Genomic DNA, 18142 nt, shown 5'->3' with positions numbered 1-18142 from the left:
CTAGAGAAACTCCGAAACTTCAACTCCGCCGGCAGAAGCAAAAAGCGCTTCTTTGTCGGAGTCTCCAGTTTCTCCGTTTCTGGACAGTCGGCTATACAATTCGATTTCGGCCCGCTCAGGTGAAGTCAAAGAACGACTTCACCGGTCGGCCCTCCAGCGCTTGTCGGGGCTGAACGTGGCGCTTACGCTTTTTGTTATGCTTCAGAATAAAAAGATCAGGAACGCAAGGTCAAATCGTAAAACGTAAAAAAGTGTGTTCATCAACGAAAATCCCCAGTTGAAACCTATAAATGGTTTAGGTACATGCGAAAAATAGGTTTGGAAATATGGCTTGCGGGGTAAACTATTGTTGCGCATAAAGTGGTAGATCGTTCTGGAGTCCGAGAAGTAAAATTCTCGGCCTTTTCTTCTGGATAATGTTAAAATAAACCTAAAATCGCTATGGGAGAAGGAATACATATGCTTTCTAAAGAAGATACGGTAATTGGCTTTATTGGTACAGGAGTGATGGGAAAAAGCATGGCAGGGCATCTGCTCGATGCGGGTTATCAGCTCACCGTATATACCAGAACAAAGGAAAAGGCTGCTGAGCTGCTTGAAAAAGGAGCGGTATGGTCAGATTCTCCGCGTGATGTAGCACAGAAGGCAGATGTTGTTTTTACGATCGTTGGCTATCCATCAGACGTGAAAGAGGTTTATCTAGGCGAGAACGGTCTCATTACTCATGCCAGGCCGGGCAGTTATTTAATTGATATGACCACCTCGACTCCTTCCCTTGCACAAGAAATATATGAAAAGGCAAAAGAGAAGGGAATTCATGCAATGGATGCGCCAGTTTCCGGCGGGGACATCGGTGCCCGAGAAGCAAGGCTTGCAATCATGGTGGGCAGCAATGATGAGGTTTTTCTTCAAATAGAACCACTACTTAACATCCTTGGAACTAATATTGTTCACCAGGGAGAGGCTGGTGCAGGACAGCACACAAAGATGTGCAACCAAATTGCGATTGCCTCAAATATGATTGGAGTGTGCGAAGCGATCATCTATGCAGAAAAAGCTGGGCTTGATCCTGAAACCGTATTGAAGAGCATATCGACCGGGGCTGCAAGCAGCTGGTCGCTTTCTAATCTTGCACCAAGAATGATTGATGACAATTTTGAACCGGGTTTTTACATCAAGCACTTTATCAAGGACATGAAAATCGCCCTGGATGAAGCTAAGCGTATGGACATGCCGGTGCCAGGACTTTCTCTTGCATTATCGCTTTATGAGCAAATCGCTGAAAACGGCGAAGAAAACAGCGGTACACAGGCATTATTTAAGTACTGGAAACAATCATAATATTTTCTAGTCATAGACCCCTCCCCAGGTAAAGATACTAAAACCTAAAGGAGGGGATTTTTATGGCTAAAAGGACGAAAAAAAACGATCCGCAGCAAAAGAACAAAAAGGGTTTTGATTCTGCTGTAATTGATTCTGAGTTCTCACATGAAATAGGCAGTGCAGCAACCAATAAGATCCATAAGGATAAGGCGAAAAAAGAGAAAGCTTCCAAGAATAACGGGAAATATAAAGGATAATAAAAAGCCGTTCCTGATTTCGAGGAACGGCTTTCCACTTTAATTCCGTAAATAATTTTCCAATCGGTCGAGTCCTTCTTTTAGCGTATCCATTGAGTACGCATAGGAGAGCCGGAAATATCCTTCTCCTAATTCAGAGAAAGCACTCCCCGGGACCACCGCGAGCTTCGCTTCATTGACCAATTTTAAGCAAAAATCAAATGAAGAGATATAAGATCCCGGAATTTTAACAAAGAAGTAAAACGCACCATCAGGCTTTATTACATCAAGTCCCATTGACTGTAGTCTGTTAAATACATAATCCCGCCTTGATGCATACTCTTGCTTCATTGGCAATGCGTCATCAATCCCGGCTGTCAATGCCTCTAAAGCAGCCATTTGTGAAATCGATGTCGCACAGGTCACATTGTATTGATGCACCTTCAGAATATGTTTTACAAGATATTCAGGTGCAAATAGCATTCCTATTCGCCAGCCAGTCATCGAGTGGGATTTGGAAAGACCATTGATAACGATGGTCTTTTCTTTTATGTACTGGCCAATTGAAACATGCTGCTGCTCATAAACAAGCTCACTATAGATTTCATCCGCCAGGACAAAGATCTCTCTGCCATTAAGCAGTTGTGCTATATCTATAAGTTCCTCTTTATCCAAGCTGACCCCAGTAGGGTTCGATGGATATGGGAGGACGATACACCTTGTTTTCTCAGTAATCAGGCTCTCAATCAACTCTGCAGTCATTTTAAATTGTGTATTCCTGATATCTGCATAGACCGGATTAGCACCGCATAGCTTGATAATTGGTTCGTACCCTGGGTAAACAGGCCCAGGGATGATGACCTCACATCCTTCTTCAAGAATGGTCCTGAAAGTTATATCAATAGCCTCGCTTGCTCCTGCAGTAATAATTACTTCGTCTTCTGCTGTATAATCGACATGATATTTTTTTCGATAAAAGTCTGCCGCAGCCTTCCTTAATTGGATTAGCCCTGCATTATGGGTATATGTAGTCATGTTGTCCTCTATTGCTTTCATGCCGGCTTCTTTGACATGTGCTGGTGTCGGAAAGTCCGGCTGGCCTATGGTCAAGGAAACCATATCTTTCACATCTGCAACCATATTAAAGAATTTCCTGATTCCCGAGATTTCTATATTCTTCACCCTGTTGTTAATTAAATGTTCCACATCTTTCATCCCTTCGATTGAATATCACTATTTTACCATGATGAATGGAAAAGATGTAAAATTCGTCCCCCCGGTCAAAAAGGTTATTGTAGGTGAGCAGCGAATATTATTTAAAGTTAAACAAAAAGGAGAGATTCAAATGAATTTGGAAGAGATAAGACAACATTATAAAGATTTTGATGGATGGATCCATTCGCTCATGGCACTGACAGATACTGAATGGCATAAGCCTTTAGGTGACGGGAAGTGGTCGGTTGGCGCGGTAGTGGCGCATTTGCTCTTCTGGGACCAATACTCATTAAAGGAAAGATTCCCTTATTTCAAAGAGGGAGCTGAATTGCCTTCCTACCCTGATTTTCAAAGTGTTAATGAACGAGCACGAGAATACGCAGAAAATAAAGCAACAAAGGAAGAAATTCTCGATGGACTCCTTGCTGTGCGCGCTGAATTCCATAAGATGCTTGAAGAAATGGATAAAGACAAGCTGGCGCTGGCTTTTAAAATCTCCAAACAGCATATGACAGTTGGGGAATATTTAATCGATTTCGTCTATCATGATCTTCATCACCAAAAGCAAGTAGATGCAGCATTAGGAAGGGCATTGGTGAAATAAATCACACGGCAAACCGATCTTTCGGTTTGCTTTTTCATCGTAAAACTTGAATTTATATATTTTTAAATGGATTTCTGCCAGTTTCATGACAATAGGTGATAGTCACTTTCAAGCACGTGAATTCTCAATCCTTTAACTAAACAGTTTAAATAGTTGTGCCGATAAGATGTATATAAAACTAATTTTATATAGAGAAGGAAGAAAATGATGAATGATAACAATATTTTATTAGAATCAGGCACGAATGAACTGGAGATTGTTGAGTTCGGCATTGGTCAGAATAAATTTGCGATAAATGTCATGAAAGTTAAAGAAATTCTCAATCCTGTCCCTGTTGTGGCGATTCCGAACGCTCATCCATTTGTTGAGGGAATCATGGAACTTAGGGGAGAGGTGCTGCCAGTCATCAATGTCGCAGCAGCCCTGGGGCTGAAGGAGTCAACAAATCCACAGCAGGATAAATTGATCGTCGCTGAATTCAATCAGATGAAGACAGTCTTCCATGTCCATACCGTTTCACAAATTCACCGTATCTCATGGGCTCAAATTGAGAAGCCTTCAGACATGTATCAGGGACAAGAGAGCCAAATAATCGGAGTAATCAAGTTAGGCGGAGAAATGGTCCTTTTTCTGGATTTTGAAAGGATCCTTCTTGAAATCAATCCTGATTCTGGAATAAAGGTCAGCGATGTCAAGAAACTTGGTCTGAGGGAGCGATCTTTGAAAAGAATTGTCATTGCTGAAGACTCTGGGATGTTAAGGAAAATGCTTCATGAGACTTTGAGTGAAGCTGGATTTCAGTACCTTGAGTTTTTTGAGAATGGACAGGATGCCATTACCTATCTTGAGCACCTGGCAGAGGATTCTGAGGTTCTTTCGCAGGCAGTGCAACTTGTGATCACTGACATAGAAATGCCCCAGATGGATGGGCATCACTTGACAAAGAGAATAAAAGAACATCCGGTTCTGGGAAAACTTCCAGTTATCATTTTTTCATCGTTAATCACGAATGACTTGCGCCATAAGGGTAGTGTCGTTGGTGCTGATGCTCAGATCAGCAAGCCGGAGATAAGTGAATTGGTCTTGAAAATAGATGAATTGATCTTATAATCAAAAAAAAGAAAGCTGATTTCCAGCTTTCTTATTAAGGGTAGCGTTCTCCTAGCTTCTTAAATACAGGTTTGGCATATCTCCTTGTCTTTCCTGCTACGGCTGTTTCGGTGGAATCTTTCAGTCCAGTGTAGGCTGACAATAGCCTTTTCGCGCTAGTTAAGGAAATGGATGCCCTCGGGTTCCTCACTGACTGATCAAGTTTTCCTAAGTGGGGAAGTTGATCAAAATCCTGTTTTGTCGGCGGGATATGGAATGTGTAGTCCCCGCAAACCACTAGTACGTCTGATTGCTGCTGGCTGTTTCTCGGATTGTTCGAAAAATGTAGTCCTGTTTTTTTAGCTTTGCCTTCCCGCAGCATTTTTTTAATCGCATCCTGTTTTAACTGATATAAAAACTTCGGATTGGGAGCAGTCTTTGCATGACGGTTCACAGTGAAGATTGCTTGTGAGAGGTTCTCGATCGTTGGACGGAGAGAGGGTATCTTGTTCCTTTCATTATTCAATGGGCTAGCTCCTTTCGTTTTTGTTAGAAAACTTTTATAAACTATTTTCATTATACCCTTAATTTGGCTGATTGAGAAATAGAAGCCTTTTTATAGGGAACTATCGGGTGATCCTGACTCTAGTACCATTGGGAACTTGCCTTGCCAGCTCAAGAACCTCTTTGTTATGCATCCGAATGCATCCTTTCGAAACGGCCTTACCGATCGATGCAGGATTGTTTGTTCCGTGAATACCATATCCAAGTTTTGATAACGACAGCCACATGGAACCGTAAGGGCCGCCGGGATTAGGTTCTCGGTTCACAATTACATATTCGCCAACCGGGGTTTGCGTCAGCATTTTACCGATGCCGACGGGATAGGATTTTATCAGTGTGCCTGAACGAAAAAGTGTAAGCCTTCGGTTGGTCAGTGAAACGGAAATTGAATAAGGAATAGAAGCTGGATCTGGAAGTCCCGGAATTATGATTCTCTGGCCAGGATAGATGAGTGCAGGATTCGTGATACCAGGATTGGCAGCAAGGATTTGTTGAAGCGTCCTGCGATAATTAGCGGCAATCTCTGCCAGCGTTTCTCCTCTTTTAACAATATGATTCATGGAATCTCCTCCTCTAATGCAGTCTATGCTCGTCGATAGGAGAGGGCACCGTCGGGTAATGTTTGTCGTTTTTTAGCGTAAGATTGTCAATTTTATAAAAATAGTATCGTTTTTCCTTATTTAAAGAGTAAAATAGGAATATAAAACTAGTTCGCAATCATGAACCAGGTACTATTGTACTTCTGGAATGAGGATGGTTTGATGAATCAGATGAAGCAATCAAGAATAACTAAAAGAAGAGGCGTTTCCGCTTCGACAAAAATAGAACAGATGATTTCAGACATCATCTTTAAACATGTAAAAGATCTTGTATTTATCATGCAGGTTGAACCGGGTTACCGATTCCGTTATCTATTTGCTAATGAAAATGGTCTTCTCCATGCAGGGATGACTGTTAGTGATATCGGCAGGACGATGGATGAGGTTCTACCTCTAAACCTCCTGAATTCATTGGGAAAACATTATAGTAAGGCCGTAAAAGAGGGGGTGGAAGTCGTTTTCCATGATGAAGTACACCTCGACAAAGTCAATAAGATCACTGAAGAGACACTTTTAACTCCGATCAAGGATGAAGACAGTAAAGTGAAATATGTTGTAGCGGTAACCAGGGATATAACAGAGAAGGTTAAAGAGAATAATAGATTGATTGATAGTGAGCAAAGATATCGCTCCCTAATTGACCATAATCTGGATGCTGTTTTTTCAATTGATTTAAAGGGAAAGATCCTTGATGTCAACCCGGCGGCTCAAATATTGACAGGCTATACTGTCAAACAGCTTAAATCGAAGAGAATCACTAGCTTGATATGTGAAAGTGACTTGCCTCCCTTTCAGGAACTCTTATCTGATACAAAAGCGGGTAATGCAAAGGAATCGCTCGATTGTCGGTTCATGCACAGAAAAGGAAAATTCCTGACGGTTCATTTAAAGACAATTCCGGTCGTAATTCATTCTGAAATTAAAGGTATGTATATCATTATCAGAGATCTTTCCGAGCAGGCAAAAAGCACAGAACTAATTAAGTACATGGCATTTCATGACCAGTTGACTGGATTGCGCAACAGGCGTGCGCTACTTGATCAACTTGATAATCTTGTTAAAAATAAAAAGAAACAAAAGACTGAATTTGCCCTTTTATTTCTGGATATAGATCGATTTAAATACTTGAATGATACACTTGGACACCTGGTTGGTGATCAGATTTTGAAGCAAGTAGCACATCGACTGATCGACATACAAAAAGAAAACTGTACTGTTTTCAGACAGGGCGGTGATGAATTTATCATCTTACTGGAAAGAACAGGCAGGAAAGGTGCAGCGGAATTTGCACAAAAAGTATTATTCAGGTTCAATGAATCTTTTTATTTTAATTCCCAGGAGTATTATATTACACCTAGTATTGGTATCAGCCTTTTCCCAAATGACGGGAAGGATGCAGAAACATTGATTAAATATGCGGATGAAGCTTTATATAGCGTAAAAGAAAAAGGGAAGGCCCATTATCAATTTTATCGCTCTGATATGCAGTCTACGGGAGTAAATATCGTTACGCTCGAGGCTCATTTGCGAAAAGCAATTGAACGGGACGAACTAGAACTTTTTTATCAGCCGCAGATCCATCTGCTTACCAATGAAATATCAAGCTTCGAGGCATTGCTCCGCTGGGACAACAGGGAATTCGGTTTTATCTCTCCAGCCGAATTCATCCCTCTTGCAGAGGATACTGGACTGATTATCCCGATTGGCAACTGGGTAATTGAAGGGGCATGCCGGCAAATCAAGAAATGGACAGAGAAGACCGGAAAGCCAATCAGGATCGCTATCAATATATCTCCTAAGCAGTTCATGCAGTTGGATTTAGTTCGGGTGATCAAAAGTTCGATAGAGAAGTACAATATTGAGCCTTCTCTCCTGGAGATTGAAATTACCGAGGGCGCAATGCAGGATACAAAGGAGACGATTCCGATCCTAAAGCGGCTGAAGAACTTAGGAATCAAAATCTCTGTAGATGACTTTGGAACTGGCTATTCTTCGCTTAGTTATTTGAAACAGTTTCCTATCGATGTATTGAAAATTGACCAGAGTTTCATAAGAGATATAAAGTATAACGGCAAGGATGCCGCTATCATAACTACGATCATCCACTTAGGAAACAGCCTAGGAATGGAAGTGATCGCCGAGGGTGTCGAGGAGCAGAGCCAGGTTGATTTCCTGACAAATGCGGATTGTGAAAAAGCACAGGGGTTCTTTTTTTCCAGACCATTAAGAGCCCTGGAAGCAGAGGAAAAGTTCATCCTGAAAGCAAAAACAAGCAGCTGATCAGCTGCTTGTTTTTTCATTTTTTAAGGTAAAAACTGCAAGTTCAGGCTGAGATAAAAACCTGAATGGAAGCCTTGTCGTCCCAAGACCGCGGTTCACATACAGAGTCAGACCCTCGCTCTTGCCAACAGTATAAAAGCCCTCCACATATTTTTCGGCAAAAGGCGGGGTCACCAATGGGTCATAAAAGGGAATCTGAATCTGTCCTCCGTGGCTATGTCCGCTCATCTGCAGTTGAATTGAGAAGTGTGCTGCTTCTTCTGCTTTGTCTGGGGCATGGGATAAAAGGATTGTATATGAGTTAGTTGGTATATTGGCGATGGACGCGTTCAGATCAGGTTTACCAAGCATAGCATCATCGATTCCGGCAATCCATATTGAACTTCCATCAAGAAGCTTGATGTTAACTGCGTTGTTCAGTAATAATGTGAATCCCGATTGCTCCATTATTTGTTTATATAGATCAGAACCGTATCCCCCATGGTCATGGTTGCCATACACGGCAAATTTACCTAGCGGGGCATCGAGTTTGCTCAACATAGAGATCAGTTTGTTTTGTTCGGTGAAGTGTCGGGGGTCGTCAAGTAAATCCCCGGTAAAAACAATCAGGTCAGGCTTTAGTTTATTGATTTTAGAAATCAATTGCCTCAGTTGCTCCATTGTATACTGGAATCCGATATGGGTATCGCTGAATTGAATGATCCTCACTCCATCAAAACCGGAAGGCACCGCGGCATTTTTAATCGTATGACGGGTAATATCAAGCATGCGTGGTTCGACTTCCCGGGCATAAAAATAGCTCCCTGTGCCGAGTCCTCCAGCAGTCAACAAAGTTCCAACTGCCCGTTTAATAAAAGTCCTCCGAGTGATTTGTTCAGACATGAAAAATACCAACCTATTCCCGAATTTTCTCTACTATACTAGCAAACAAAGAACAAAAAGCGCAAGCGCCTCGTTAAGCCCCGACAAGCGCTGGAGGTCCGACCAGTGAAGTCGTTCTTTGACTTCATTGGGCGGACCGAAGCGACTCGAGGGGCTAGGCGCTGAAGCTGGATTAAGACTACTACATGTAGTTATCCACTACTAAATAATTTTATAATTTCCTAAACAAACAAGGAAATTAGAAGTGGCATTTTAGGGAAGGGCACGATTCATGATGTTTTTAATTAATTTTAGAAGGGAAGAGGAAGGAAATATGAAAAGTCATTTATAGGTAAATGAATTTGAGGTGTTGTAGATGGATGATTATGATATTAAGATGGAAATGATATATATCCCCACAAAAAATGGATATATAAAGGTTTTTGTCTATGGATTTAATCGTTTAGGAACATGGGGGGAATGCAGTAGCTATCCATAATGGCGAAAGTGCTCCCTCGAAAGGGTTTAATAAAAAAAGGACGATCGTCCAATCGCTTGTCAAGCTACACAGTGCGCTTGAAAAAAAGAGGAGAGAAAATTAAAATTGCTATCTTCTGCTCGCTTTAATCTCCATTCCTACGGGCACCCATTTGGGAGAGTTTGTGCCCAATCAGTCCAAAAAAAGACAAGGCCGGGTTTACCCAGCCTTATCTATATTTAACGGTAACTGACTGCTCTCGATTGCATCGCTTTCCATGTTTTTATAAAGATAGTTTTGTTTACTGGCACCTGTTTTCGGCCAGACAGAGGATCGTTCAAATAGACCGTTGTTTCATTGAAACCGACCAGGACTACAGCGTGAAGGTCTAGAGGCGTTTTGATGACCTCATTGCCATGCGTCCAGGATTCCCAGCGGTCGGGCAAACGATAATTGCCGGTAGTCCATACAACTGCTGGATAACCTGCAGATACTTGGTCCAGTACTGCGTCAAACTCCTTGCCAGTCAAATTGACTGCCCTTCCTGGTAAATAACGATTGATTAAATCAATTATTGGTTTATCAAAGACTGCATAGCCTGCCTGTTTTCCGGTCATATCTCCAACAAAGCCTACAGCTGGGTTACCCCAGCTCAAGATATCACCATTTGCTGATCTCTTCAAAGCATCGTTTTCTTTCTTTATCTCCTTGAAAAGCTTCATTTTATCTGTATCAGCTCCGGCGTATTTCAGCATCATCGCCAAGCTGGTTACTTCACAACCATATTTTAACTCTGGATTTTGTTTGATCAAGGGTACGTTTAGTAACGCTTTGGTATTTTGTTGTTGCAGTTGTTTTGCCTGTTTTTGAATAGTGTTTGGGACCGCCATTTCCTGAGTTGGCACAGGACTTTCATTCGTAATGATTGGTTTATTCAAGGTTTTCTGCATTTGTGCTTCATTTTCGGCGGGCGAGCCGTGGCTGCATCCAAGCAATGGAAGAAGAATGCCGATGAAATGCCGCGTTTTCATGTCATCATCCTTCCATAAGCCTATATCTATTTTTACTTGAAAAGTCATTTTTATGACATGATGTAATTGGAAACGGTATAACTGAGGGAATACTCATATTATGGTAAAATCATTCATATCACATTAATGAATAGAAAAATGATTGTTGGATTTTCGCATCAGATGTATTTTGAAGGGAGGTTGCAGTTTATATTGGATGCCTTGGATATTTTAACCAACCTAGACCATGTCGTTCCCTTTTTCCAGCCGATTTTTAATGCAGATGAGCATAAAATTATTGGGTATGAAGTTTTGGGCAGGTATATTAACGGAAGTGATGACATAAGTCTCGGAACTTTTTTTCAAGATGATACAATTCCGGAAGAGTACCGGATCGAAGTTGAAAATATCGTTTTTGCCAAAGCGATGGAAGTGGTCTCTCAATCATGGGAACAAGACCTCTTATGGTTTGTGAACAGGGATGCAGGATTATTAATGATGGATGATGGAGAAGGGTTTTTACAATTAATTCATTCATACCAGGAAATGGGTGTCAAACCTGAGCATATTGTTCTTGAAATTTCTGTGTCCAATGAACAAGCACATATAGAGCATCTGATCAACTACTACAAATCCTTTGGGATTAAAATCGCGATGGATAAAGTGGGCAACGAAAGCAGCTATTTTGAGCGCATAGCAGGTATTGAACCTGAAATCTTAAAAATTGATATGTCCACTCTAAGGTCCAATAACTCGGGTCCTGCTTATCTCGATGTCCTTCATTCTTTGTCAATCCTCGCTAGGAAAATCGGTGCAACTCTATTGTTTGAAAACATCGAAACACCTTACCAGCTGCAATTTGCCTGGAAGAATGGAGGCAGGTTTTATCAAGGGTTCTATCTATTCAAACCTCAAAGGGAATTAGTGGTTAAGGATATCCTGAGGGAAAAATTAAAGACAGAAATTCATGGGTTTATTCTATCCGAGAAAAAACGGCTTCAATCATTTTTTGACTTAAGAATCGAGTTACACACAAAGTTTCAGGAACTGATAAACCGCAGTAAAAAAAGCCAAAGTCCAAGCGAGTTCCTCATGGCGCTTGGAGACAGCCTTGATGGAATTGCCTTCAGGATGTATGTCTGTGACGAAGATGGTTTCCAGCTATCGCCAAACCTTTATAAAACAGGAGATCACTGGCTTGTGCAGCCAAAATACGAGGGAAAGAACTGGAGTTGGAGACCTTATTTCCTCGAGAATATCATTAGAATGAGGACAGGGAAAAAAGGGATCCTGTCAGACCGATACAGTGATATAGAAACAGGGGAGGTCATTCGGACGTTTTCACTCCCATTAAGTGGAACAGAATTTTTATTTGTGGATTTAAGCGCCACGTTTCTCAATCAACGTGAAGGGTTATTTTAACAAGCGGAAAAAAGCATAGTAAAGCAGAATCTGCACAATTTATATATACAGCCTTCTATAAGGGGGATTTAACTTGAGCATATATACAACAATGCTTTTACTGGCAGGTGCAGGCGTGCTGGTTGCTGGTCTTTTTTATACCTGGACTTTCGGAAAGGGACAGAAAAAGGCTCAAGGCAATCTGGATTCCCAGATCCCTGGTGCTGTCCAGGAGCACGCTTATATCCGGAACCCGATTTTTTTGACATATATAATCGTTCTCTCCATAGCCCTGTTGTTCATCGTTTATTTTGCTGTGACCACCGGTACAGGATATTAACCTCCAAACGGGGGTTATTTTTTTGGGAAAAAGGAATAGTCATCGTATAAAACTACAATTTTTTTAACTTATGCGTTAGTTCGAGTGAGATGAGGGTAAATTGGAAGTGTGAAACAAGTTTTCTGTCAGATGCTGATGTTATTTTACGAATGAATTTCGTAATCAAATAGGGTAAATGTTGGTAAAATTGATTTACTAGTCACCATAGAGGAGGGGGAGCAATTGGACAAGCAAATAAAGCAATTATTTTTAGTTTTATCGTTATTATTATTTATTGTACCGGCCAATGCATATGCCAATTCAGATTTGGATGGCAGGGAAGACGTTTTCGCATTCCTCAAAAAGGCGTTTGAATCGCAGGTTTCCTTAAGTGAAAAAAGCAGGACAATGAAGGAAATTGAAGGCGTTCTGGATCCTTATTTTACTAAGAGTTACAAATCCCGATTCATTGAAGAGAATGTGGTAGGTCAGGAAAGTGAGTACCAGACATATGGAACGGACTTTGCTCTTTATTTTATTCCGTTTTACGCCTTTTCAGAAAAAACAAAAGTGGTGGAAATGGAAAATGAAATCTTTGTTGTCGAGTTTTTCCCGCGGAATACCGAAGGTCCTGTAGGCTATGAAGATCATTATGAAGGCTTGAAGATTGTTAAAGTGAATGGTGATTGGAAGGTAGCTGATTATCTGTATGATGAGGTTCCGCAAGAAGTAATCAATAAAGCTTATCCTGAAAAAGCGCAGGAGCAGCAACAGGATGCAGATCCTGTTAACGAAGAAAATTCAACGAACGAGACATTTGTATTTGGACCGAATTTTTCAACGCTGAAAACGTTCATGGAGTTAGGTGTAATCTTCAAGAATGAGAGCAGGACATTGTTATTCGGGTTATTATAAAAATGGATAAAAATAGTTAAAGCGTGAAATCTGAATCGAGATTTCACGCTTTTCATTTTTTAACAAGGCTGTTGATTTTTGTTATAGTCGCAACGCTTCCGGGGGAGTAGGCAGTTCCCATAGATACTAGAAGATTCTCCAAACAACCCCCGTTACTTTAATCAATCAGCACTATTCCCTAATCTTCAGAACCTTTTTTAGCTTTTCGAGATCAAACCCAGTGATGATTACTTCACCAATCACAATTGTTGGTGTGGAATAGGAGTTGTATGTTTCGGTAAGTTCTTGTCTGATTTTATCATCTTCATTGATATTTTTTTCTGTATACGAAAACCCGTATTCCGTCAGGAACATTTTAATGATTTGGCAGGGAGGGCAATCGTTCTGTGTGTATACGATGATGTCGTTCATTTTAATGTGTTCCTCCGAGATTATGGTTTAAATAATGAGCCAGCCCCATGGCGCTTACATTTACATCCAGATATAGCAGTTCATATATCGGATGCTGATCTGGCAGTCCCAGCTGGGTCAAGTGAGTTTTAATTTTATCATAAAGTTTCTGTGTGATGTACTCCACTTGCTTACCTGGATGCTTTTCCTCTAAGACTGCCTGCCTTGCTTCTTCAACGAAAACTTCTAGCCAACTCTCCACTTGCCTGAAAGCTTCAGAAGGGTTTTCTGACATACCATAATGTCCAAAATAAATTCGCTCTGTACCAAGTTCCTTAAAACGATTTATGGAATGAAGCATTTTTTCTGGATCAAACTGGTTCGGTGAGGTCGTTGGCAGGTAGAATTCAATGCCTTCACGATCAAGCTGAGGATAATAAATCCCGGCAGTGTCGCCAGAGAAAATCCCCTTTGTTAGCGGGTGATAGATACTGAAGTGGTGATTTGCATGTCCTGGCGTATCTAAAAATTCAAGTGTCAGTGTCTCGCTGATTTTTAGTGTGTCGCCGTCGCCTATTACCATCAGGCGATCTTCCGAGATTTCTACGATTGGATCGAACAGCTGTGAAAACTTTTCGCCATATACTGCCTTTGCTCCCATAATCAATCTTGAAGGATCAGCTAGATGTCTGGCACCCTTTGGGTGTACAATTACTTTAGCATTAGGGCAATGCTGGAGCATTAAACCTGCTCCGCCTGCATGATCGAGGTGTATATGTGTCACAATTATGTATGAGATATCGGATCGAGATATCCCTAGTGTTTGTAAGCCTTCGAGGATATAGGGAATGGACGGGCTGGCGGATGTTTCAATAAGCGTCACCTGTTCTTCTGTTAAAACATATGTACCGGTACGTTCTTCCATACTTAAATCAAAATCATCGATTAGAAAGACATTTTCGGATAGTTGCACTGGTTTTTTCAAAAAATCACTCCTTTTCTTGAAGCTTTTACTTGTACATCGTCTCACATTATTTTATTCTGTTAATATTGACATGTAAAGAATTGTGTATAGAAAATTCTGAAATCATTTTACATGGATATAAATAGGCCAATTGCAAAATCTATTTATAAGTTATTGGTTTTTGTTTTGAAAGGAGAGGAAGCATAATGTCACAGCTTCAGGGAATAATCACTCGTTTAAAGAATTTGCAAGAGCAGTCCAATGGAGGAGAACCTGCTCAACGCTTTTTTGAAGTGAATGGTGAGCGTAAATGCCAGGTTACATATCATCCAAAAACTGAAACATACGAATTGGAAATATACAATGACAAAGAAAAACCTAAGAAATATCAATTCGACAACATTGATATGATTACAATTGAGATCTTTGATCTTATTCAGTAATCTTCAGTAAAAATGGGACCCATCTGTGGTCCTTTTTTATTGAATAAGAAAGAGTAAATTTTCCACTTAAATTAGTGTTCAGCCCCAGCTCCTAGCCCCTCTAGTCGCTAGTTTAGTGTCGGCTCTACTTTTCAATTTCGGTCCTGCCAATGAAGTCAAAGAGCGAATTCATTGGTCGGCCTCCCAGCGCTTGTCGGGGCTGACCAAGGCGCTTGCGCTTTTCTTGTTTTGAATTCTGTATTTAATATCCTCGTTTTATTGAGGTAAACTAAATAAAAGCGTCTTCATTCATTTTGTGATAAAATGTAATGGAAAGAAATTCATTTTAGGGAGTTTTCGCCATGATTAGTCTTTACAGCGGTGAGTTTTTGGAAGTGTCAATAAGAGATGTGATGATACCCTCTGAACGCGTAGCCCATGTCCAAGTTGGCAATAGCCTTGAGCATGCTCTTCTTGTTTTAACAAAGAGCGGGTATACTGCGATTCCTGTCCTTGATCCTCATTATCGTCTAATGGGCTTAATCAGTACGCCTATTATAATGGATTCAATTCTCGGCCTGGAAAGAATCGAGTTCGAGCAGCTTGAACAAAAACGAGTCGAAGAAGCTATGAATTCGAAAGTACCAAGAATAAACATCCACTCAACTCTTCAATCCTCCTTAGACCTTCTTGTAGATCACCCTTTTCTCTGTATAGAAGATGATTCAGGAATTTTTGAAGGTATTCTGACAAGACGGACTGTATTGCTGAAATTGAGCAAGCAAGTTAAAAGGTATAATAAAAATTAGATCATGCAGCTCCCGGGTAAGGGAGCTGAATTTTTTCACGGTATAAGAAAGAATAAATTTTATTACTTTGATTAGTGTCCAGCTCCATCGCCTAGCCCCTCGAGTCGCTTGTCGGGGCTGAGCAAGGCGCTTACGCTTTTCTTCTAGAGGTGTGCAAATGGGACATGCTGATCAACAGATAAACAAAAAAGTAACAAAACGCTCTTTTGTACTCGCGACAGTCATGCTTGCCATGTTTATGGGTGCTGTGGAAGGCACGATAGTTTCTACGGCTATGCCGGCAATCGTTGGTGACCTGGGCGGTTTTGCATTATATAGCTGGGTTTTCTCTGCGTATTTGCTGATGAATGCAGTTACTGTTCTCATCTATGGCAAATTATCCGATTTATTTGGCAGGAAACCAATTTTAACTTTTGGAATTATCATCTTTTTGATTGGTTCGATTTTGTCAGGGACTGCTGAAACGATGGAAATGTTGATTCTATACCGGTTCATACAAGGGTTCGGCGCAGGTGCAGTCATGCCGATTGCCACAACCATTGTTGGGGATATCTATTCCAGGGAAGAACGGGCGAAGATACAGGGGTATCTCTCCAGTGTATGGGGAATTTCAGCTGTTTCGGGACCGGCTCTTGGAGGCTTACTCGTGGAATATGCGAGCTGGAGATTTGTTTTCTGGATCAATGTCCCGCTTGGGATCCTTGCAATTGCAGGCCCTCTGGCTTTATCTCCATGAAGATATTGAGAAAAAGAAGCATAAGATCGATTATCCTGGTGCAGTGCTCCTTACAGCGGCGATAAGTTCCCTGATGATTGTCCTGGTGGAAGCGGGAGCAAATTGGGCCTGGACATCCCCAAAAACGATTGGCCTGATCAGCCTGAGCGCAGTGACCTTGATCCTCTTTATACTTCAAGAGAGAAGGGCAGAAGAGCCGATGATGCCATTTAATATTTGGCGGGAACGATCGATATTCATCGCCAATATGACTTCTTTGACAACCGGTGTCATGCTGATTGGCATTTCAAGCTTTTTGCCTGCATTTGTTCAGGGTGTCATGGAGAGGTCCCCGATTGTAGCTGGTTTCACCTTGACGGCCATGTCGATAGGATGGCCGATTGCTTCGGCTCTCAGCGGCCGTCTGCTGTTGACTATCGGCTATCGCAAGACTTCTTTATTTGGTGGTGCAGCATTGATCCTCGGAAGCATCCTCTTTGTCACTCTGACTCCTGCAGGTGGTCCTTTGTGGGCAGCAACAGGGTCGTTTTTCGTCGGAGTGGGGATGGGTCTAACTAGTACAGCATTCATCGTATCCATCCAAAGTACTGTTGCCTGGCAGCAAAGAGGGATTGCGACAGCAGCCAATATGTTCATGAGAAACCTGGGAAATACAGTGGGAGCTGCCTTGCTGGGGGGAGTCCTAAACAGCAGCATCTTGACCCATATGAAGAACAAGGGAGCAACAGACCAGAATCTCACGATAGATACAGCGAATGTCCTGCTCAATGAATCAGAACGGATGAAGCTTCCTGCAGAATTGAAGACAATCCTGCAGGACGCACTGACAAACGCTCTTCATTCTGTTTACATTGTCGTATTCATTTTTGCGATTATCAGTTTGCTGTTCATCTTATTCCTGCCTAAGAAGGAAAAAACTGCAGAGTGATCTGCAGTTTTTTCTATAATGTAAAAATAGGGGATTTCATTTATAATATAAGAAAATCTTATCAAGAGGTTCAGTTATGTCATCTATATCAGAGTTTCACCTGTTATCTGTGCTTGCACAGGAAATGAATATGAGGAAGGCCGCAGAGAGATTATTCGTATCACAGCCAGCTTTGTCACAGCGACTCCAATCGCTTGAGAAGGATTGGGGTACCAAGCTTTTCCTCAGGTCCCAAAAAGGGCTGACTTTAACTCCTGCAGGTGAGGTTGTAATACAATTTGTCAATGAGACAATTGCCAGAGAAGAAAAAGCCAGGGAATCAATACATGCATTAAATTCTGAGGTGTATGGTACCCTTAAAATAGCTGTAGCTTCGATTGTCGGTCAAAATTGGCTTCCTCAGGTATTGAAGAAATATGTAAACCGTTACCCTCAAGCTAAAATTTCGCTTGTTACTGGATGGAGCAGTGAAATTTCAAAGGCACTTTATGAAGATCAGGTACATATAGGAATTATCAGGGGCACACCAGACTGGAAGGGTGTCAAAATCCACTTATTCAAGGACAGTCTGTATTTAGTGGACACGGAAATTACAAGCCCAGAACAAGTGCTGGAAACAGACCGGCCGTTTATCCAGTTTAAAAGTGATTCCAACTACTACCAGGAAATCCAGGATTGGTGGCTGCGGCAATTCCAGACAGCACCAAAAAGGACCATCATTGTAGACCAGATTGAAACCTGCAAACAAATGACCTTTAACGGTATCGGCTATGCAATCCTTCCGGCAATAACTCTAAATGGGGCAGAAAAGGATATTTTTAAAGTCCCGCTTCAAGACGAAAACAATGAACCCTTGGGAAGGGACACCTGGCTTCTCGGGTATGAATCAGCCTTCCGGTTAAAGCAGGTCCAGGCCTTCATAGACATCGTCAAAGAACATATTGATGAGTCCAAGAAACCAGATAAATAGTTTTTCTTGTTTTAAAAACTTTTGTTTGT

Annotated in this window: 19 protein-coding genes and 1 pseudogene; 12 read left to right on the top strand and 8 right to left on the bottom strand. The window is 41.4% G+C overall.

Annotated features, from left to right (window positions below; translation table 11 throughout):
- Complete coding sequence (locus LC048_RS14240) at positions 1–129, bottom strand: hypothetical protein (RefSeq protein WP_264188095.1); 129 nt, start codon at positions 127–129, stop codon at positions 1–3.
- A gap of 330 nt (positions 130–459) precedes the next feature.
- Here LC048_RS14240 and LC048_RS14235 point away from each other — a divergent pair, with 330 nt between their 5' ends.
- Positions 460–1341, top strand: a complete 882-nt coding sequence (locus LC048_RS14235; RefSeq protein WP_226600358.1) for an NAD(P)-dependent oxidoreductase — start codon at positions 460–462, stop codon at positions 1339–1341.
- Positions 1342–1403: 62 nt separating this feature from the next.
- Positions 1404–1580 carry a hypothetical protein gene (locus LC048_RS14230; RefSeq protein WP_192473589.1) on the top strand — a complete coding sequence of 59 codons (177 nt, stop codon included), beginning with the start codon at positions 1404–1406 and terminating at the stop codon, positions 1578–1580.
- A gap of 39 nt (positions 1581–1619) precedes the next feature.
- Here LC048_RS14230 and LC048_RS14225 read toward each other — a convergent pair whose 3' ends face one another.
- Positions 1620–2765 carry an aminotransferase A gene (locus LC048_RS14225; RefSeq protein WP_226600359.1) on the bottom strand — a complete coding sequence of 382 codons (1146 nt, stop codon included), beginning with the start codon at positions 2763–2765 and terminating at the stop codon, positions 1620–1622.
- Between the two features lie 139 nt (positions 2766–2904).
- On the opposite strand from LC048_RS14225, the gene LC048_RS14220 reads away from it, so the two are divergent.
- Positions 2905–3378 (top strand): DinB family protein, encoded by a 474-nt coding sequence (locus tag LC048_RS14220; protein WP_226600360.1) that lies wholly within the window; start codon positions 2905–2907, stop codon positions 3376–3378.
- 204 nt (positions 3379–3582) lie between these two features.
- Positions 3583–4488 carry a chemotaxis protein gene (locus tag LC048_RS14215; RefSeq protein ID WP_226600361.1) on the top strand — a complete coding sequence of 302 codons (906 nt, stop codon included), beginning with the start codon at positions 3583–3585 and terminating at the stop codon, positions 4486–4488.
- Between the two features lie 34 nt (positions 4489–4522).
- Here the strand turns inward: LC048_RS14215 and LC048_RS14210 are convergent, their stop codons facing one another.
- Together LC048_RS14210 and LC048_RS14205 are read right to left on the bottom strand one after the other, a co-directional pair.
- The gene (locus LC048_RS14210; protein ID WP_226600362.1) at positions 4523–4993 is read right to left on the bottom strand and encodes a YkyB family protein; all 471 of its coding nucleotides are present in this window, start codon (positions 4991–4993) and stop codon (positions 4523–4525) included.
- A gap of 100 nt (positions 4994–5093) precedes the next feature.
- Entirely contained in the window at positions 5094–5591 is a 498-nt protein-coding gene (locus tag LC048_RS14205; protein ID WP_306047963.1) for a L,D-transpeptidase family protein, read from the bottom strand.
- 201 nt (positions 5592–5792) lie between these two features.
- Between LC048_RS14205 and LC048_RS14200 the strand changes: the two genes are divergently transcribed.
- Positions 5793–7910 (top strand): EAL domain-containing protein, encoded by a 2118-nt coding sequence (locus LC048_RS14200; protein WP_226600364.1) that lies wholly within the window; start codon positions 5793–5795, stop codon positions 7908–7910.
- On the opposite strand, the gene LC048_RS14195 is transcribed toward LC048_RS14200, so the two are convergent.
- Together LC048_RS14195 and LC048_RS14190 are read right to left on the bottom strand one after the other, a co-directional pair.
- Entirely contained in the window at positions 7911–8792 is an 882-nt protein-coding gene (locus LC048_RS14195; protein ID WP_306047962.1) for a metallophosphoesterase, read from the bottom strand.
- A gap of 696 nt (positions 8793–9488) precedes the next feature.
- Complete coding sequence (locus tag LC048_RS14190; RefSeq protein ID WP_226600367.1) at positions 9489–10280, bottom strand: C39 family peptidase; 792 nt, start codon at positions 10278–10280, stop codon at positions 9489–9491.
- Positions 10281–10472: 192 nt separating this feature from the next.
- Here LC048_RS14190 and LC048_RS14185 point away from each other — a divergent pair, with 192 nt between their 5' ends.
- From LC048_RS14185 to LC048_RS14175, 3 genes are all read left to right on the top strand, one after another.
- Complete coding sequence (locus tag LC048_RS14185) at positions 10473–11681, top strand: EAL domain-containing protein (protein WP_226600368.1); 1209 nt, start codon at positions 10473–10475, stop codon at positions 11679–11681.
- Positions 11682–11754: 73 nt separating this feature from the next.
- Positions 11755–12000 (top strand): hypothetical protein, encoded by a 246-nt coding sequence (locus LC048_RS14180; protein ID WP_226600369.1) that lies wholly within the window; start codon positions 11755–11757, stop codon positions 11998–12000.
- 222 nt (positions 12001–12222) lie between these two features.
- Positions 12223–12894, top strand: a complete 672-nt coding sequence (locus tag LC048_RS14175; RefSeq protein ID WP_226600370.1) for a DUF3993 domain-containing protein — start codon at positions 12223–12225, stop codon at positions 12892–12894.
- A gap of 171 nt (positions 12895–13065) precedes the next feature.
- Here the strand turns inward: LC048_RS14175 and LC048_RS14170 are convergent, their stop codons facing one another.
- Together LC048_RS14170 and LC048_RS14165 are read right to left on the bottom strand one after the other, a co-directional pair.
- Positions 13066–13305 carry a glutaredoxin family protein gene (locus tag LC048_RS14170; RefSeq protein WP_226600371.1) on the bottom strand — a complete coding sequence of 80 codons (240 nt, stop codon included), beginning with the start codon at positions 13303–13305 and terminating at the stop codon, positions 13066–13068.
- 1 nt (position 13306) lies between these two features.
- On the bottom strand, positions 13307–14269 hold the full coding sequence (locus tag LC048_RS14165; RefSeq protein ID WP_226600372.1) for an MBL fold metallo-hydrolase: 963 nt from the start codon (positions 14267–14269) through the stop codon (positions 13307–13309).
- A gap of 185 nt (positions 14270–14454) precedes the next feature.
- On the opposite strand from LC048_RS14165, the gene LC048_RS14160 reads away from it, so the two are divergent.
- From LC048_RS14160 to LC048_RS14145, 4 genes and pseudogenes are all read left to right on the top strand, one after another.
- On the top strand, positions 14455–14691 hold the full coding sequence (locus LC048_RS14160) for a YkuJ family protein (protein ID WP_023627836.1): 237 nt from the start codon (positions 14455–14457) through the stop codon (positions 14689–14691).
- A 341-nt stretch (positions 14692–15032) separates the two neighbouring features.
- The gene (gene cbpB / locus LC048_RS14155) at positions 15033–15479 is read left to right on the top strand and encodes a cyclic-di-AMP-binding protein CbpB (protein ID WP_226600373.1); all 447 of its coding nucleotides are present in this window, start codon (positions 15033–15035) and stop codon (positions 15477–15479) included.
- Positions 15480–15636: 157 nt separating this feature from the next.
- Positions 15637–17143: pseudogene (locus LC048_RS14150) on the top strand (MDR family MFS transporter).
- A 76-nt stretch (positions 17144–17219) separates the two neighbouring features.
- Complete coding sequence (locus LC048_RS14145; protein ID WP_226600375.1) at positions 17220–18113, top strand: transcriptional regulator CcpC; 894 nt, start codon at positions 17220–17222, stop codon at positions 18111–18113.
- Positions 18114–18142 lie beyond the last annotated feature (29 nt).

Source organism: Mesobacillus subterraneus (genome assembly GCF_020524355.2).
Lineage (GTDB): Bacteria > Bacillota > Bacilli > Bacillales > Cytobacillaceae > Mesobacillus > Mesobacillus subterraneus_C.
This window is presented reverse-complemented; position numbering and strand designations above follow the sequence as displayed.